Raw genomic sequence first — 16,762 nt, forward strand, 5'->3', positions numbered from 1 at the left:
ATGCAATGCAAATTCGAGCCGCTACACTCTCTTGAAAGATCGCTGCGACACCAAACCGCACGACGCTTTTTTACTTATCGGCCCTGATCAGGCTAAATAGCTGCGCCTGATCGCCCACCCTACGGATCTGTCCCATGAACCGACACCGGCTCGCATTTGCCTGGATCGCCTGCTTTGCAGTGCTGTTCAACATGCTCGCCATGCCGTTGACGGGAGCGATGGCGCAGGCGGCGCAAACGCCGGCCGAGCAGTTGCTGTGGAGCAGTTTCTGCACCGGCAGCGGGACGAAGATGGTGGCGATCGACATCGGCAGCCTCGATCAGAAAGCGCCGCAGAGTGGTGACAATCATTCGACCATGCAGCATTGCTGGTGCTGTTCCGGATCGGCGCCGGTGGTGGCGTTGCCGGGGCATTCGCCGCAGCTGTATTTCGCTCAATACGAAAGCAATCGCAGCGTGGCCCCCGCCTTGCTGCAAACTCCGACACCGCGCCAACAATGGCCGAGCCTCAATCCCCGCGCCTCTCCTCTGGTCTGATTTGTTCCCGCATTTGACCTGCGTTTCAAATCGTTCTGGAGAACTGCCATGTTGAACAAACTCATCGTCATCGCTGCGCTGTTGCTGCCGGCGTGCTTCGCCCATGCCCACGAATACAAGGCCGGCGAGCTGGAAATCGCCCACCCGTGGTCGCAGGAACTGCCGCCGAACGCGCCGACCGTTGCCGCGTATTTCATCATTCACAACGCCGGCAAGACAGCTGACCGCCTGCTCAGCGTCGACTCCCCAATCGCCCCGACGGCCGAACTGCACGAGCACGTGATGCAGGGTGATCTGATGAAGATGCAACAGGTGTCGAACGTGGCCATTCCGGCCGGTGGAAACGTGACCTTCGCGCCGATGGCCTATCACGTGATGCTGATGAATCCGACCGACCGCAGTCTGCTGACCGACGGCAAACGCTTTCCCCTGACAATGCACTTTGAAAAGGCCGGTGACGTGACCGTCGAAGTCGCCGTGCAGAAGAAGCCACCGGAAGCCACGCAAGCCCACGCGCACGCCCAGTAACCGTTCCGGCAGACTCCGTCCATGCGCCCCCTGAGCGCCAGGACCTCCCTGCAACGCCGTCAGACTGAACACCTGACCCGCGGCAGCTGGATCGCCCTGTTCGCCATGTTGATGATTTTCATCGGCCCGCTGATTTCCCAGTCGATGCCGATGGATCAGCACGCCTCGACCTCCATGCCGATGAACATGGACATGTCGATGGACATGGCGGGGATGGATCACTCCGGGCACACCGCGCAACCCACCGCCGAACACTGTCCGCCGCAATCCTCGCACCATGTGCTATGGGAAAAATGCGGTTATTGCAGCCTGCTGTTCAACTGCCCGGCGCTGACCGGCGGCGGCAGCTTCGCCACCTTCAGTATTCCACTGGTCAACACCTTCACCCCACCCTCCCCGCGTCTGGGCCATGCCCGGCAGACCTTCTTCCCCGGCGCCCGCACCCGCGCCCCGCCCGTCGCAGCGTAAACCCCCACCGCTGATTGCACACGGTTGAGAAGACAGCTTCAGGCTGCCGGCCGTGTCGTTTACGACTGTTTGATGGAAATTGTCATGTCCAGGTTTTCTGCTGTGCCACGCCCGGGTTCTGCCCCGGCGTCCTTTGCCCTGAACGAATCCCGCGTTCGTTTCAGGCACGCTACCGCCGTCCTTTGCGGCGTCCTGCTGTCCCCGCTGGTCCACGCCGACGAACACGCCGGCCATGCTGACGAACTGAGTCCGACGGTGATCACCGCCATCGCCCCGAGCTCGCCGCTGACCATCGTCACCAACCCGAAAGACCCGCGCCAACCGGTGCCGGCCAGCGACGGCGGCGACTACCTGAAGACCATTCCCGGCTTCGCCCTGGTGCGCAACGGCGGCACCAACGGTGATCCGGTGCTGCGCGGCATGTTCGGTTCGCGCCTGAACATCCTCACCAACGGCAGCATGATGCTCGGCGCCTGCCCCGGCCGGATGGACGCGCCGACCTCGTACATCTCGCCCGAGACCTACGACAAACTCACCGTGATCAAAGGCCCGCAAACCGTGCTCTACGGACCGGGCGCGTCGGCCGGCACGATCCTGTTCGACCGTGAACCGGAAAGCTTCGGCGAGCTCGGCACCCGCGTGAACGCCAGCGTGCTGGCCGGCTCCCACGGACGCTTCGACAAAGTCGTCGATGCAGCGGCCGGCGGCTCGCTCGGCTATGTGCGGGTGATCGGCAACACCGCGCATTCCGACGACTACCGCGACGGCAACAACGACAGCGTTGCCTCGCGCTATGACAAGTGGAACGGCGACGTGGCGGTGGGCTGGACCCCGGACGCCGACACCCTGATCGAACTCACCGCCGGCAAGGGCGACGGCGAAGCACGCTACGCCGGGCGCGGCATGGACGGCTCGCAATTCCTGCGCGAAAGCCTCGGTCTGCGTTTTGAGAAATCCAACATCAGCGACGTGCTGGAGAAGCTCGAAGCGCAGGTCTACTACAACTACGCCGACCACGTGATGGACAACTACACCCTGCGCACGCCGTCCGGCACCGGGATGATGGCGGGACCGATGGCGTCCAACGTCGACCGCCGTACCCTCGGCGCGCGGATCAAGGCGACCTGGCGCTGGGCCGATATCCAGCTGATCACCGGCCTCGACGCGCAAACCAATGAACACCGGCAGCGCAGCGGCATGGGCATCGATACCTACAAGGATCAGCCGTTCACCAAGGACGCCGACTTCCATAACTACGGCGTGTTCAGCGAAATGACCTGGTACGCCGACGATCGCGACCGACTGATTACCGGCGCCCGGGTCGACCGTGCCTCGGCCAGGGATTATCGCCAGACCACCGGCTCGGGAATGATGTCCCGGCCGAACCCGACCGCTGGCGATACCCGCGCCGACACCCTGCCGAGCGGTTTCATCCGTTTCGAGCACGACCTGGCCGACAGCCCGACCACGCTCTACGCTGGCCTCGGCCACGCGCAGCGGTTCCCGGATTACTGGGAGCTGTTTTCGCCCAAGTCCGGCCCGGCCGGCTCGGTCAATGCGTTCGATTCGATCAAGCCGGAAAAGACCACTCAGCTCGACTTCGGCGTGAACTACAAGGACGCCGACCTCGAAGCCTGGGCCTCGGGCTACATCGGCGTGGTGCGCGATTACATCCTGTTCGACTACACCCCGACGATGATGGGCATGAGCACTTCCCGCGCCGAGAACATCGACGCGCGGATCATGGGCGGTGAACTCGGTGCCGCTTACAAACTCACCGACAACTGGAAAGCCGATGCGACCCTGGCCTACGCCTGGGGCAAGAACAGCAGCGACGGCAAGGCCCTGCCGCAGATGCCGCCGCTGGATGCGCGCTTCGGCCTGACCTACAGCGAAGACAACTGGAGCGCCGGCGCACTGTGGAGGGTGGTCGCCGCGCAAAACCGTATCGACCAGAACAAGGGCAACGTGGTCGGCAAGGATTACGACAAGAGTTCAGGCTTCGGCGTGTTCTCGCTCAACGGTGCCTACCGGATCAACAAACACTGGAAGGTCAGTACCGGCGTCGACAACCTGTTCGGCAAGGCTTACGCCGAACACCTGAACCTGGCGGGCAACGCCGGGTTCGGCTACCCGGCCAACGACCCGCAAGCGATCAATGAACCGGGGCGCACGCTCTGGACCAAGGTGGACATGAGTTTCTAACCCTCAAGGGCGCTCGCTCCCTTCAGGGAGCGGGCGGCAACAGACAACGAGAAGATCCAAGCCAAGCGGAGCACACGTGATGAAACAGCCCAAACCGAATTTCTACAACCTGGCCTGGCGTTGGCATTTTTATGCCGGATTGTTCGTCGCGCCATTCATGGTGATGCTGGCCCTGACCGGCATCATTTACCTGTTCAAGCCGCAGCTCGATTCGCTGATGTACAGCAGCCTGCTGAACGTCCCCGCCGGGCATCACACGGTACCGGCCGACGACTTGCTGCAAAAGGTCAAAAGCGCTTATCCACAGGGCCAGGTCACTCAGTACCTGCCACCGGCGAATGCCGAGCGCAGCGCGCAGTTTGTCGTGGCCAATGCAGGCCATGAGCTGAACGTATTCGTCGATCCGTACCACGGCGACATCCTCGGCGAGCAGGATGCCAGGCAGAACCTGCAAGCCATCGCCCGGGCGATCCATGGCGAACTGATGATCGGCACCGTCGGTGACCGACTGATCGAAATGGCCGCCGGCTGGGGCGTGGTGCTGGTGGTGTCCGGGGTTTTCCTGTGGTGGCCGCGAGGTCAGGCAGCCGGGATTCTGTGGCCACGTTTGAGCAGGCGCGGCCGCGTGCTGTGGCGTGACCTGCATGCCGTGACCGGATTCTGGGGCGCGGCCTTGCTGTTGGTGATGCTGCTCAGCGGCATGACCTGGACCGGCTTCTGGGGCAAGCAATACGCCCAGGTGTGGAACGTGTTCCCGGCCGCAATGTGGGACAACGTGCCGACCTCCGACGTCGAGGCCGGCAGCCTCAACAACGCCGCGCGCCAGACCGTACCGTGGGCAATGGAAAATACGCCGATGCCGATGTCCGGCGACCACGCCGAACACATGGCCCACGGCGGCATGCAACACGGCCCCGCCGCGCCGACCATCCGCCTGCAGGACGTGCAGAACATCGCGATCGAGCGCAAGGTCGAGCCGGGCTACAGCATCACAATGCCGACCACCGCCACCGGCGTGTTCACCATCGCCGTGTTCGCCGACGACCCACGCAACGACGCGACCCTGCACATCGATCAGTACAGCGGCAAAGTCCTCGCCGATGTGCGCTTCGAGCAATATGGCGCTGTTGCCCGGGCTACCGAGATCGGCGTGATGCTCCACGAAGGCAAGATGTTCGGCACCTTCAACCAGATCATCGTGTTGCTGATCTGCCTGATGATTCTGCTCAGCGCCGTCAGCGGTGTGGTGATCTGGTGGAAGCGTCGGCCCCAGGGCAAATTCGGCGTGCCGCCGCTGCGCCACGATCTGCCGAAATGGAAAACCGGGGTGGCGATCATGCTGGTGCTGGCGGTGGTGTTTCCGCTGGTAGGGGCTTCGCTGGTAGTGGTGTGGTTGCTGGATCGGCTGCTGTTGTCGCGTCTGGGCCGGCAAACTGAATCTGCCTCAACTTCATCATGAAACAGGCGAGATGCGCGGTTTAGACAGATCTTTAAACTGCCGGGGCTTAAACTCCGGCATTTTTTAGTGTTACTGTATAACGCAAATTTGCTGCTCTGCCCGCGGCCATGCATTGTCATGAGCCGGCGGGCTTTTCTTTTGAAGAAGTGATTCACCGCCCCGATGAACAAGTACCTCTTGTCCAGCCTCTGTCTGTTCGCCCTGAACAACAGCGCCCACGCCGACAACGCCCCGCTGACGCTGCCCACCGGCACCATCACCGCCCCGGCCAATGACGACCAGACCGTCAGCCTGACCACGCCGACCAGCGCCGGCTCGCGCCTGAACCTCAGTGCGATGGAAACCCCGGCCAGTGTCGAAAGCCTGAGCGGTGAACAGGTCCGCGCCCGTGGCGATCGCAGCGTGCAGGACGCGGTGTCGCGCAGCACCGGCATCAGCCGCACCGGCACGCCAGGCGATGGCGGCACTTCGTTGCAGGCCCGGGGTTTTACCGGGCAGAGTTCGGTGATGCAGTTGTATGACGGCAACCGCATGTACACCGGCATGGGCACGGTGACGTTCCCGGTCGACACCTGGTCGGTGGAGCGCGTCGATGTGCTGCGCGGCCCGGCCTCGGTGCTGTACGGCGAAGGTGCAACGGGCGCGGTGGTCAACGTGATTCCGAAGAAGCCGTTCGAAGGCGAAATCGAAAACCATGTGCGGGTCGGCTACGGCTCGCTCGACCGCCAGCAACAGGCGTTCGACAGCGGCGGCTCGCTGACCGACACCCTGAGCTATCGCCTCAACCTCAACCGCCTGCGCGGCAACGGCTGGGTCGATCGCGGCGACTCGTCCAGCGACTTCATCAGCGCCGCCCTGCGCTGGCAGGCGACCGACGACCTGACCTTCACCCTCGCCCACGATTACGGCGATCAGCGCCCGCAAAACTACTTCGGCACGCCACTGATCAACGGCCAGTTGAAAGACAGCCTGCGCAACAAGAACTACAACGTGCGCGACGACAAGCAGCACTACAACGATCAATGGACGCGCCTGACCTCGGATTGGCAGATCAACGAGGCGGTCAGCGCCAGCAACGAGCTGTATTACCTCAAGGCCCAACGCCGCTGGCAGAACGCAGAGAACTACAACTTCGACGCTGACCGTCAGCAACTCAGCCGCAGCGGTTACTTCGGTATCGGCCATAAACAGGAACAGCTCGGCGACCGCCAGACCTTCACCTTCAAGCACTCGCTGTTCGGCCTCGACAGCCAGACCGTGACCGGCGTCGACTACAACCGTATTCGCTTCCAGCTCGACAGCAACTCGCCGTTCAACGACGTATTGCCGAACGGCCAGCCGCTGGATCGGTATCACCCGCAAACCGGTTATTTCGAGAGCGCCGATCCGTATCGCGATCAGTTCGACAGCACCACCAGACAGATGTCGCTGTTCGCCGAAAACCGCACGCAATTGAGCGAGCGCTGGTCGCTGGTGACCGGTGTACGCCGCGACTACGTACATGTGGATCGCAACAACCTGGTCGATGGCAGCCAGAGCGACAAGACCCTGACCGGCAACAACTGGAAGGCCGGCCTGGTGTTCGCGTTGACGCAAGACACCTCGTTCTACGGCCAGGTTGCCACCAGCACCGATGGCATCGGCGGTTTGATTTCCCTGAGCCCGAGCCAGCAGCAATATGATCTCTCCACCGCGCGGCAAACCGAGATCGGCCTGAAGCAGCTGTTCTGGGATCAGCGTGGCGAGTTCACGCTGGCGGCGTATCGCATCGTGAAGAAGAAACTGCTGACCGACGATCCGGGCAACCCGACGCTCAAGCAGCAGGTCGGCCAGCAATCGTCGAACGGCCTGGAAGCCAGCCTCGATCTGCAACTGCCGCACGCCTGGCAACTGCAAGCCAACGCCGCCATCGTCAAAGCCAAGTACGACGATTTTGAAGAAGTGGTCGACGGCGTGCCCGTGTCGCGCAACGGCAATCGCCCGGTGGACGTGCCACGCCGCACTGCCAATCTGTGGCTGAGCAAGGCGCTGACCGATGACCTGAAAGCCGGTGCCGGTGTGCGCTACGTCGATGCACGCTACGCCGACATGGCCAACCGCAACGAGCTGCCGAGCTACACCGTGGTCGATGCAACGCTGTCGTGGAAAGCCCTGCGCAACACCACGCTGGGATTGCAGGTGAACAATCTGTTTGACCGGACGTACGCGCAAAGCCAATACAATGAGGGCCAGCAGTGGATTCTGGGTGAGCCTCGTTCGTTCTTTGTCACGGCTGACTACACCTTCTAGAACAGGAACGAAATGACCTCACTGTCCCTCACCGATCTCGCCTGGACACCTTTGGGCCACGGCCACTGTCATCACCAGTTCCAGCTGCGTGACGCCTCGCTGCAAGTGGCCGCCGGTGAGTTCGTCGGGCTGATCGGGCCCAACGGCAGCGGCAAGACCAGCCTGTTGCGCTGCGCCTACCGTTTCAGTCAGCCGGAGCACGGTGAGGTCAGACTCGACCACCACAACGTGTGGAAACAATCCTCACGCTGGTGCGCGCAACGCATCGCCGTGGTCTTGCAGGAGTTCCCCGACGCCTTCGGCCTGACCGTCGAAGAGGTGGTCGCCATGGGCCGCACGCCGCACAAAGGCCTGTTCGATGGCGACACGCTGGAAGACCGCCAGCTCGCCACTCAGGCCCTCAAATCCGTGGGCCTCGATGGCTTCGAAGACCACGCATTCGCCACGCTGTCCGGCGGTGAAAAACAGCGGGTGATTCTCGCCCGGGCCCTGACCCAGCAACCGCAACTGCTGATCCTCGACGAGCCGACCAACCACCTCGATCCGCGCTATCAGCTGGAGCTGCTGCAACTGGTCAAACGTTTGCAGATCGGCACGCTGGCGAGCATCCATGACCTGAACCTCGCCGCCGCGTTCTGCGACCGTTTGTATGTGATCAACCACGGTCGCATCGTAGCCAGCGGCACGCCGCAAGAAGTCCTCACTGTTGAATTGCTGCGCGACGTGTTCGGCGTCGAAGCATTGATCGATCCACACCCCCTCCACGGCTACCCGCGAATCACCTGGATAACCCGACCATGACTGTGCGCTCCCTGCTTTGCCTCGCTCTGCTGCTGGGCACCACCCACGCCTTCGCCGAAGCCACCCAGTACCCGCTGACCATCCAGAGCTGCAACCGCGAAGTGACCTTCAAGGAGGCACCGAAACACGCGGTCAGCCACGACATCAACATGACCCAGATGATGCTAGCCCTCGGCCTCAAGTCGAAGATGGCCGGCTACAGCGGCGTCAGTGGCTGGAAGTCGGTGACGCCTGAAATGCAGAGCCTGCTCGACGGTTTGCCGGAGCTGGCGGCCAAGTACCCGTCGGTGGAAACGTTGCTCAACGCCAACGTCGATTTCTTCTTCGCCGGCTGGGATTACGGCATGCGCGTCGGCGGCGATCTCACGCCGCAGACCCTGCAACCGCTGGGCATCAATGTGTATGAACTGACCGAGTCCTGCGCCTTCGTGATGAAGCGCCCGGCCGCCACGCTGGACGACACTTACAACGACCTGCGCAACCTCGGAAAGATTTTCGACGTGCAGGATCGCGCCAACGCGCTGATCGCCGACATGCAAAGTCAGGTCGCCGCCGTTCGCAAAGACCTGCCCGCCGAGAAACCACGGGTGTTCCTGTACGACAGCGGCGAAGACCGCGCCATGACCTCCGGCCGCCTCGGCATGCCGCAAGCGCTGATCGACGCCGCCGGCGGGCGCAACGTTCTCGATGACGTCGAAGCGAGCTGGACCCGGGTCAACTGGGAAACCGTGGTCGAGCGTAATCCACAGGTGATCGTGATCGTCGACTACAGCGAAATCACCGCCGAGCAGAAGATTGAATTCCTGCTGAAGAACAAGGCGCTGCAATCGGTGGACGCGATCAAGAACCAGCGCTTCATCGTCATCCCCTACGTGCAGGCCACGCCGGGGATCGACAACGTGCTGGCGGTGGAAACCCTGGCCAAAGGTTTCCACGGCGAATGATCGATCGTCGCTATGCGCTGCTGCTGATCGCCCTCGGTGCCGTGCTGCTGGTGTCGTGCGTGGTGTCGCTGGGTTTCGGCCCGGCGCGGGTGCCGGTGGACGTGGTGTGGCGGATTCTGCTGCACAAACTGTTCGGCCTCGGCGTACCGGACTGGAGCGCCGGCCAGGAACACATCGTCTGGCTGATTCGTGTGCCGCGCATGTTGCTCGGTGCATTGGTCGGTGCCGGGCTGGCGCTGATCGGCGCGGTACTGCAAGCGGTGACGCGCAATCCGCTGGCCGATCCGCACCTGCTCGGCGTCACCTCCGGCGCCACCCTCGGCGCGGTGATCGTGGTGCTGCACGTCGGCGAAATCGTCGGCCTGCTGACCTTGCCGATTGCGGCGTTCATCGGCGCGTTGTCGAGCATGTTTCTGGTGCTGGGCATCGCCAACCGGCAGGGTCGGCTGGACAGTGATCGCCTGCTGCTGTGCGGCGTGGCCGTTTCGTTCGTGATGATGGCGATCGCCAACCTGCTGTTGTTCATGGGCGATCACCGCGCCAGTTCAGCGGTGATGTTCTGGATGCTCGGCGGCCTCGGTCTGGCGCGCTGGGAGTTGTTGGCGGTGCCGGCGCTCAGTGTGTTGCTCGGACTGATTCTGCTGATCGGCATGGCCCGCCCGCTGAACGCCTTGATGGCCGGCGAGCAGACCGCCGTCACCCTCGGCCTGAATGCCCGGGCGGTGCGCCTGCGGGTGTTCGTGATCGCTTCGCTGATGACCGGAGTGCTGGTGTCGATCAGTGGCTCCATCGGTTTTGTCGGGCTGATGGTGCCGCACATTGCCCGGCGCATGATCGGTGCCGAGCATCGGCGTCTGCTGCCGGTGTGCCTGTTGCTCGGCAGCGTTTTCCTCGTCTGGGTGGATGTCGCCGCCCGCACACTGATCGCCCCCGAAGACCTGCCCATCGGTGTTGCCACCGCGGCCCTCGGCGGACTGTTCTTCATCGCTCTGATGCGCCGCCGCTGACTATGCAAGCGCGCGGCGACGCATTCACCGCGTCAACGGGTGCAGAGCATCAGAGTTCGTCTCTGGGCCGGACAACTCCCGGGTTCATTGGCTGTTGGCGTAAGGTTTTCCAACCGGTTCCCATACCTCCCGTCTGCTTCCAGTAATGTCCGGGCACCAGCACCCTGAACTCGCCCAGTTCCACCAGCTTTGAAATGAACTGGCCGGGACTCAGCTTGCTGACCCATCGACCCTTTTCAAACACCACCGGCTTCGTCAACAGCAGATGCCGCTCGGCATCCGAATAGACCGGCGTGTATTTGAGCAGTGCTCCGTCGGGGGTCGAATAGTAGTAATCCCGTATCGCAAAACCCTTGTTTTTCAGTTCATGGGTATGCGCATGAACCTGATCCGGCGAGGCGAAATTCGCGTGTACCGCATCAGGGTCAGGCACAAGCGTCGTGTTGGCCGACAAATGAAACTGATGAGCCGCCACAAGCTTGTAGCCATCAGGAAAACTCGGTACCGGATGAGTCCAACTGGTGTCGGCGTCCCTGGCGGTACGAAATATTCGCACCAGCGGACTTTGTTCATAGGCGGAATAAGCAACAGGCTCCAGCGGGACATGCCGATCGGCCCCGGCCTTCGCAAGGATTGCGCCTTCGTATCCGTTTTCGGTGTCAGGTTCGTCGTCCATACGTTCGCACGCATGGAGGGCAGCATCGTCGGCATGCTGAAAAACAGGCCCCAGTGCCGGCGCAGGGTTGGCTCGCCATCTCTCATCGACAGACACATCGACCATCCGTGGCCGCCAGTCATCGCCCACCGAACCATGACGCGACCAGTGCGCACTGGTTTCAATGACTTCCAGCTTACCGGCTCGGGACATGCGTCGAACGTAATCGGAAAAAATGAAAGTCCCCTTGGCGATGTCACGCTCATCCTGCGCAGCCTGATCCGCCGATGCAAACATGTTGGGCCGTAGTTCGATCTGTCCGTGTCTGTCGTAAAACACCCCAGGCTCAAAAGCATCAAGCGTCAGTTTCAATAGCGCGCCGTCGGTACAGGATATGTAAATGCTTTTGTAACCCTGGTGGGTAAAGGCCTGCACGCGTGCGTGGTACATATCGTTCGGTGAAATAAAGAAATGCCTGATGTCATCATCCCGCGCGCCTATGGGTGGATAGGCTGCACGAATATAAACGGCCTCCAGAGAAAATCCTGCGAGCAACCGTCCTTGTACAAATACCCGATCCAGTGCCAGCGACGAGCGTTGTACCTCGATTGGCAGAGTGGCAATGAACGAGCCATCCCCTGAGCGCAGAATGAATCCAAAGGTCTGGTCACGTCTGCTTGCCTCTGATTCATGGGTGTATCGGGCAGCGTCGTCCGCCTGGATAAACAAAGGACTGCACACCGGGTCACTCGCGGCCTTGTGATAGTCCGACGGGGGGAGCAGATCGGTGGAAAACGGAACCCAACGCATCACCAGACGAGGAAGCCCCCACAGGTCACCGCCGACAATGACCCGCAAATTGCCTGCCTTGGCCAGGGAATCGATCCAGACACCGGGCTTCAATTCACCCGTGTGGATGAACTGTCTGATTTTTTTTCCATCCAGATCGGCAGGCAATCCCTTGTAGTCTGTCAGCACATTGGCCACACCGGCGCGAATGCGGTCGAGGAGCCCGGACCGGTAGCAGATCACCGAACCGTCAGGGCTCAACAGGTACTCATCGAGTGCGGTCGGCGAGGCTCTGGTGAACGCCGTATACAGCGTGTCGACCGACAACATGTTCAAGTAAACCTGTTTTTCGACCGACGACAACAAAAGCGGCATGCCCCTGGCAACACGTGATCGGTAGCGCGCCATGACCCGGCAGCCAGAGGGAAACAATCCGGTCTTCTCGCTTTGGTCCGGGTAAATCTCCGCGATATCGAAGTCCTCCCGCGAGACCTCAAGCGGCGCAGTAGCCATATACAGGCCATCGGACCTTTTCAGAATCAGGCCACCAAAGGGCTTGATCGCCGAACCGGTTATGAGGGATCGCATATAGACCACCGCATCGTCAGGGCTTTGAAATACCGGACTGAGCCAGCGGCGCTCAAGATTCATCCTGGGTTTCCAGGTTGTATTGACCCTCCCTGCCCTGTCCCAACACGCACTCGTGCGCAGGACATAGAGTTCGCCGCTGTTGGCAACGAGCCGGACAAACTCTTCGGGGAGCATCCTGCGTCGCGCCAGCTTCTGGTTGATTGCAGCCAGACTGAGTTCGGGATCACTACTTTTGAACAGTCGACTGGCGTCGCTGCGCTCATACCTCAGCAAGGCGCCGTCCTGCGTCGACATATACAAAGCCCCCTGGATCGGATCCACCACTGGACGGCGATTGGGATCGTAAGTCGCAAGGGAAAGGTCTTGCGGCGGGATGAAGTACTGCGCCAGCCAGGAAAGAGAGCGGCTCGACGGATGTTTCACCCGCTGACGCGAATAAAACAATGCGTGGCGACCGAAGCCCTCCGGGAACTGGAACCACGGCGCTCCACTTCGCCAGGCGAACATGCTTGCCAGCTGGAAGACGTTGTCTTTGTGCTCATCGACGGGAAACAACTCCGTGGCGACGTACTCCTCACGATCCACGTGTTTGAGGATAAAGCCGAACCACGCCCGCTCAGTGTCATACAAACGTGCTTCACGGGCATATCGATACACGCTGGCGTCATCTGCGGACGCACACACTGCGCCGAAGGCGACGGTCCCGGGGCGTTTCCATGCCTGGGGTACATCGGGCGAACGCCAGGCAGGCGTTATGTCGCCTCTCGGCCCCCACAGGTCACTGTCGAGCAAGACAGTCAACCGACCGGCTGATGCCTGCAATCGAATGAACGCTTCCGGCAGGATGGCTCTGGTTTCCAGCGCTTTCGCCAGGGGACCCGGATTCCCGGTGGTGCCCAGACGTTGTTGAAAATCCCTGGCATCCTGCGTGGTAGAGGGTTCGAACCTGACAAGACCATCCTGCCCCGCAGAAACATAGAGAGGGATATCCTCCATGAAAACCTGCCTGCTTTCGTCGACACTGACCATTTGCAGGCTCATGGCGAAACTGTTTCGTGTCCACTTTGCTGGCTGGGCATCTGTCGGCTGGTCCATCGGCTCACCCTCAAAGGGCAAATGGCTCGGTACAACGGGGCGGGCATCGCTATCGATAGGGTTGCCGGGAGTGTCCTGCGACGTTCCTGGAACTGAGGCGACATCGACGGAGTCGAGTTCTGAAAGCGCCACATGGGACACGTAACGGGCATGCAGCAGATGGCTATCGGGAAGAACCGGACGCCCCTTGTTATCCTTGGGATACAAGTCGCCTCGGCTGAGCGTGGCGATGTCACCTTCAAGCGGTTCGGTCACCACAAAACGACGATTGTCGCGTTGCAGGACATAACCCGCATATTGCCGGTCACGCCGCGGGTCAATCTGCTCGTGGGCATATCGAACGGCATCATCGGCGGTTAAAAACTCCTGGCTCAGTAACGGCCAGGGAAAGTTTGCGAATGGTTTCCAGTCGTCATCCACCAAACCGAGTCGCGCCCATAGTGCGCTTCCGCGCAACACCTGCAGACGCCCGGCCAGCATGACTACCGAAACGTATTCACGGGGAAGTAGCGCCCCGTTACGAAGTCTGGCCTGCAGGCCTGCGTCGTGAATCGTCCCGTCAGAGCTCTCGACACTCATTCCTGCTTCGATCCGACTGCCACTGAAGGTGTATTTCAGCATCGAGGCATCCAATGCCAGCATGTACAGCGACAGTGACTGGCCCGGCGCAGACAACTGTTGCCACCGGGTGTTGCAAGCAATGGCAAGGGCCATTTCCTGCGGCGTGAAAAAATTCTCGTAGAGCCAGTGTTGAGTGGGAGGAAACATTCCAGGGTCCGGGCGAGAGCCATAGTAAAAGCCCTCCAGCACATAGCCGCGGGGTAACCTCGGTTGACCGTCGCTCCCGGCAGGAAACAACCTGTGCGGATCCCATGCCGCCAATCCGGCGGGCCTTGCATGAGTCGCTACATAGTGTTTGCCCGAATGGCTTCGAAGTACGAGCCCGCTGGTCTTGGCATCCCTGGACTTGAGCGCGGCAAGAACAGCGCGTTCTGCATTGGCGCAAACGCGGGTCATGAGCGGCAGCTCCGTCACCTCTCCTCCGGAAAAAGCCTTCCCGGCTTTCCAGTCAGACGGCACGCGACCGACGGAGTAGCCCCAGTCTGCATTCGAAACAATGACCCTCAGATCACCTACGGCAGCAAACTTGTTGATGGTACTGACGATGTCATATGTCCCCACCGGATTGCCGGGCGGCGAACCGGCCTGGCGCCAAAGGGAGTAACTCCACTCTTCTTTCGAACCGCTGGGCGAATATTTAAGCAGAACGCCATCGGGCCCGGACAGGTAAGCGCTGGGAAAAAAACCTCGCGCTGCAACATCAGCCACAAAGTCCAGATAGGAAAAAAAATTGATGAACAGCCTCAGGTGGAATTCATCCACCCCGGGATTGGCGTTGCGTACCTCCTTATAAAGGGGGGCATGGTTATGCAGATTTGCAACACATCGATAACCTTGCGGCTGTACGTAACTTCCCCTCGCGTCGACTTCGATAATGGTGCCGAAATCAAAACGGTCGACACTGCCAGATACCGGTTCTGTAGCGACAAACAGGCCATCCGGCCTGAGCATGATTACGCTGCCATATTCCCTGTCCGGCTTGACTGGAATCTGCGTGTGAGCCCAGTAAGCGGCATCTTCTTCCGTCACAAAAGCCGGGCTCAACCGCGGCAGGCGGGGCTTCCCAAAGGCACTTGCTGCGCGGCCGGTCCGGCCAGGTACTTCATTCATGATCAAATCCTGCGGTTAAGAATCGACATATCGAATGAATGAGTGTTGGCGCAGCCGCGCTTCGATCCGCAGTACATGTTTATCGTTTATGTATCCATCTGTACCGCACTCGCACAAGAGAGCAGCACCATTTGTGCGCAGACACTTCGCACTCACGATGCTCACCTGCCTGTTTTTGGTGCAGCTTGCGCCTCCCGCCTGGGGCATCCCCCTCGGGACACCGTCATTCCCCGCTTGGGCACAGCCCTTGCAAAACAGCCTTCAGTCGTTCGCATCTGCCAACCATAAAAAACTTTAACGTTCATGGAGATCGCACAATGAAGCGTCGCAGTTTGATCAAGGCTTTCACACTCACGGCATCCATTGCCGCGATGGGCATGACCTGGACCGTACAGGCCGCCGAGACCATCAAGGTCGGGATTCTGCATTCGTTGTCCGGCACCATGGCGATCTCCGAAACATCGCTCAAGGACATGGCGTTGATGACCATCGACGAGATCAACGCCAAGGGCGGGGTGAACGGCAAGATGCTGGAACCGGTGGTGGTCGACCCGGCGTCGAACTGGCCGCTGTTCGCGGAAAAGGGCCGGCAGTTGCTGACCCAGGACAAGGTTGCGGTGGTGTTCGGTTGCTGGACCTCGGTGTCGCGCAAATCGGTGCTGCCGGTGTTCGAAGAGCTCAACGGCCTGCTGTTCTACCCGGTGCAATACGAAGGCGAAGAGATGTCGCCGAACGTGTTCTACACCGGCGCCGCGCCGAACCAGCAAGCGATCCCGGCGGTTGAATACCTGATGAGTGAAGAAGGCGGCAGCGCCAAGCGCTACTTCCTGCTCGGCACCGACTACGTCTACCCGCGCACCACCAACAAGATCCTGCGTTCGTTCCTGCATTCCAAAGGCGTCGCGGACAAAGACATCGAAGAGGTCTACACCCCGTTCGGCCACAGCGACTATCAAACCATCGTCGCCAACATCAAAAAATTCTCGGCCGGCGGCAAGACCGCTGTGATCTCGACCGTCAACGGCGACTCCAACGTGCCGTTCTACAAAGAGTTGGCCAACCAGGGCCTGAAGGCCACCGACGTACCGGTGGTGGCGTTCTCGGTAGGCGAAGAAGAACTGCGCGGCATCGACACCAAGCCGCTGGTGGGCAACCTCGCGGCGTGGAACTACTTCGAGTCGGTGGAGAACCCGGTGAACAAGAAGTTCGTCGATGACTGGAAAGCCTACGCGAAGAAACACAACCTGCCGGGCGCCGACAAGGCCGTGACCAACGACCCGATGGAAGCCACGTACGTCGGCATCCACATGTGGGCGCAGGCGGCGGAGAAAGCCAAATCCACCGACGTCGACAAGGTCCGCGAAGCCCTCGGCGGCCAGACCTTCGCCGCGCCGTCCGGCTACACCCTGACCATGGACAAGACCAATCACCACCTGCACAAACCGGTGATGATCGGCGAGATCCAGAGCGATGGTCAGTTCAACGTGGTGTGGCAGACCGAAGGGCCGATCCGTGCGCAGCCGTGGAGCCCGTTCATTCCGGGTAATGACAAGAAGCCGGAGTATGCGGTGAAGAGCAACTGAGTTAACCCGCTCAACCTGATCGTTCCCACGTCGAGGCGTCGAACCGTCTGCGTGGGAATGCCTCAATGGACGCTCTGCGTC

General features: G+C 61.0%; 11 protein-coding genes. 10 read left to right on the forward strand and 1 reads right to left on the reverse strand.

What is annotated here, in order from left to right:
• Positions 1-134: 134 nt before the first annotated feature.
• The 9 genes from AC07Y2_RS20840 (at position 135) to AC07Y2_RS20880 (ending at position 10,237) form a co-directional block, all read left to right on the forward strand.
• The gene (locus AC07Y2_RS20840; RefSeq protein ID WP_039772017.1) at positions 135-536 is read left to right on the forward strand and encodes a DUF2946 domain-containing protein; all 402 of its coding nucleotides are present in this window, start codon (positions 135-137) and stop codon (positions 534-536) included.
• Positions 537-584: 48 nt separating this feature from the next.
• On the forward strand, positions 585-1,064 hold the full coding sequence (locus tag AC07Y2_RS20845; protein WP_103386781.1) for a copper chaperone PCu(A)C: 480 nt from the start codon (positions 585-587) through the stop codon (positions 1,062-1,064).
• A gap of 21 nt (positions 1,065-1,085) precedes the next feature.
• The gene (locus AC07Y2_RS20850) at positions 1,086-1,532 is read left to right on the forward strand and encodes a DUF2946 domain-containing protein (protein WP_103386780.1); all 447 of its coding nucleotides are present in this window, start codon (positions 1,086-1,088) and stop codon (positions 1,530-1,532) included.
• Between the two features lie 84 nt (positions 1,533-1,616).
• Positions 1,617-3,737 (forward strand): TonB-dependent copper receptor, encoded by a 2,121-nt coding sequence (locus tag AC07Y2_RS20855; protein ID WP_103386779.1) that lies wholly within the window; start codon positions 1,617-1,619, stop codon positions 3,735-3,737.
• 79 nt (positions 3,738-3,816) lie between these two features.
• The gene (locus tag AC07Y2_RS20860) at positions 3,817-5,196 is read left to right on the forward strand and encodes a PepSY-associated TM helix domain-containing protein (RefSeq protein WP_103386778.1); all 1,380 of its coding nucleotides are present in this window, start codon (positions 3,817-3,819) and stop codon (positions 5,194-5,196) included.
• Positions 5,197-5,358: 162 nt separating this feature from the next.
• On the forward strand, positions 5,359-7,485 hold the full coding sequence (locus AC07Y2_RS20865) for a TonB-dependent receptor (RefSeq protein WP_103386777.1): 2,127 nt from the start codon (positions 5,359-5,361) through the stop codon (positions 7,483-7,485).
• A 12-nt stretch (positions 7,486-7,497) separates the two neighbouring features.
• Positions 7,498-8,286 carry an ABC transporter ATP-binding protein gene (locus AC07Y2_RS20870; protein ID WP_103386776.1) on the forward strand — a complete coding sequence of 263 codons (789 nt, stop codon included), beginning with the start codon at positions 7,498-7,500 and terminating at the stop codon, positions 8,284-8,286.
• The gene (locus AC07Y2_RS20875; protein WP_085667744.1) at positions 8,283-9,230 is read left to right on the forward strand and encodes an ABC transporter substrate-binding protein; all 948 of its coding nucleotides are present in this window, start codon (positions 8,283-8,285) and stop codon (positions 9,228-9,230) included. The genes AC07Y2_RS20870 and AC07Y2_RS20875 overlap by 4 nt, the downstream gene beginning before the upstream one ends.
• The gene (locus AC07Y2_RS20880; protein ID WP_103386775.1) at positions 9,227-10,237 is read left to right on the forward strand and encodes a FecCD family ABC transporter permease; all 1,011 of its coding nucleotides are present in this window, start codon (positions 9,227-9,229) and stop codon (positions 10,235-10,237) included. Before AC07Y2_RS20875 ends, AC07Y2_RS20880 begins: the two co-directional genes overlap by 4 nt.
• Positions 10,238-10,286: 49 nt before the next feature.
• Here AC07Y2_RS20880 and AC07Y2_RS20885 read toward each other — a convergent pair whose 3' ends face one another.
• Complete coding sequence (locus AC07Y2_RS20885) at positions 10,287-15,098, reverse strand: DUF4329 domain-containing protein (protein WP_103386774.1); 4,812 nt, start codon at positions 15,096-15,098, stop codon at positions 10,287-10,289.
• Positions 15,099-15,415: 317 nt separating this feature from the next.
• On the opposite strand from AC07Y2_RS20885, the gene urtA reads away from it, so the two are divergent.
• Entirely contained in the window at positions 15,416-16,681 is a 1,266-nt protein-coding gene (urtA, locus tag AC07Y2_RS20890) for an urea ABC transporter substrate-binding protein (protein WP_011332239.1), read from the forward strand.
• Positions 16,682-16,762 lie beyond the last annotated feature (81 nt).

This window comes from Pseudomonas sp. GW456-12-1-14-TSB6 (genome assembly GCF_059424205.1).

Bases quoted from the DNA above. Each gene is read 5' to 3' on its own strand.
- AC07Y2_RS20840 (WP_039772017.1), top strand. From the start codon at position 135: ATGAACCGACACCGGCTCGCATTTGCCTGGATCGCCTGCTTTGCAGTG.
- AC07Y2_RS20845 (WP_103386781.1), top strand. From the start codon at position 585: ATGTTGAACAAACTCATCGTCATCGCTGCGCTGTTGCTGCCGGCGTGC.
- AC07Y2_RS20850 (WP_103386780.1), top strand. From the start codon at position 1,086: ATGCGCCCCCTGAGCGCCAGGACCTCCCTGCAACGCCGTCAGACTGAA.
- AC07Y2_RS20855 (WP_103386779.1), top strand. From the start codon at position 1,617: ATGTCCAGGTTTTCTGCTGTGCCACGCCCGGGTTCTGCCCCGGCGTCC.
- AC07Y2_RS20860 (WP_103386778.1), top strand. From the start codon at position 3,817: ATGAAACAGCCCAAACCGAATTTCTACAACCTGGCCTGGCGTTGGCAT.
- AC07Y2_RS20865 (WP_103386777.1), top strand. From the start codon at position 5,359: ATGAACAAGTACCTCTTGTCCAGCCTCTGTCTGTTCGCCCTGAACAAC.
- AC07Y2_RS20870 (WP_103386776.1), top strand. From the start codon at position 7,498: ATGACCTCACTGTCCCTCACCGATCTCGCCTGGACACCTTTGGGCCAC.
- AC07Y2_RS20875 (WP_085667744.1), top strand. From the start codon at position 8,283: ATGACTGTGCGCTCCCTGCTTTGCCTCGCTCTGCTGCTGGGCACCACC.
- AC07Y2_RS20880 (WP_103386775.1), top strand. From the start codon at position 9,227: ATGATCGATCGTCGCTATGCGCTGCTGCTGATCGCCCTCGGTGCCGTG.
- AC07Y2_RS20885 (WP_103386774.1), bottom strand. From the start codon at position 15,098: ATGAATGAAGTACCTGGCCGGACCGGCCGCGCAGCAAGTGCCTTTGGG.
- urtA (WP_011332239.1), top strand. From the start codon at position 15,416: ATGAAGCGTCGCAGTTTGATCAAGGCTTTCACACTCACGGCATCCATT.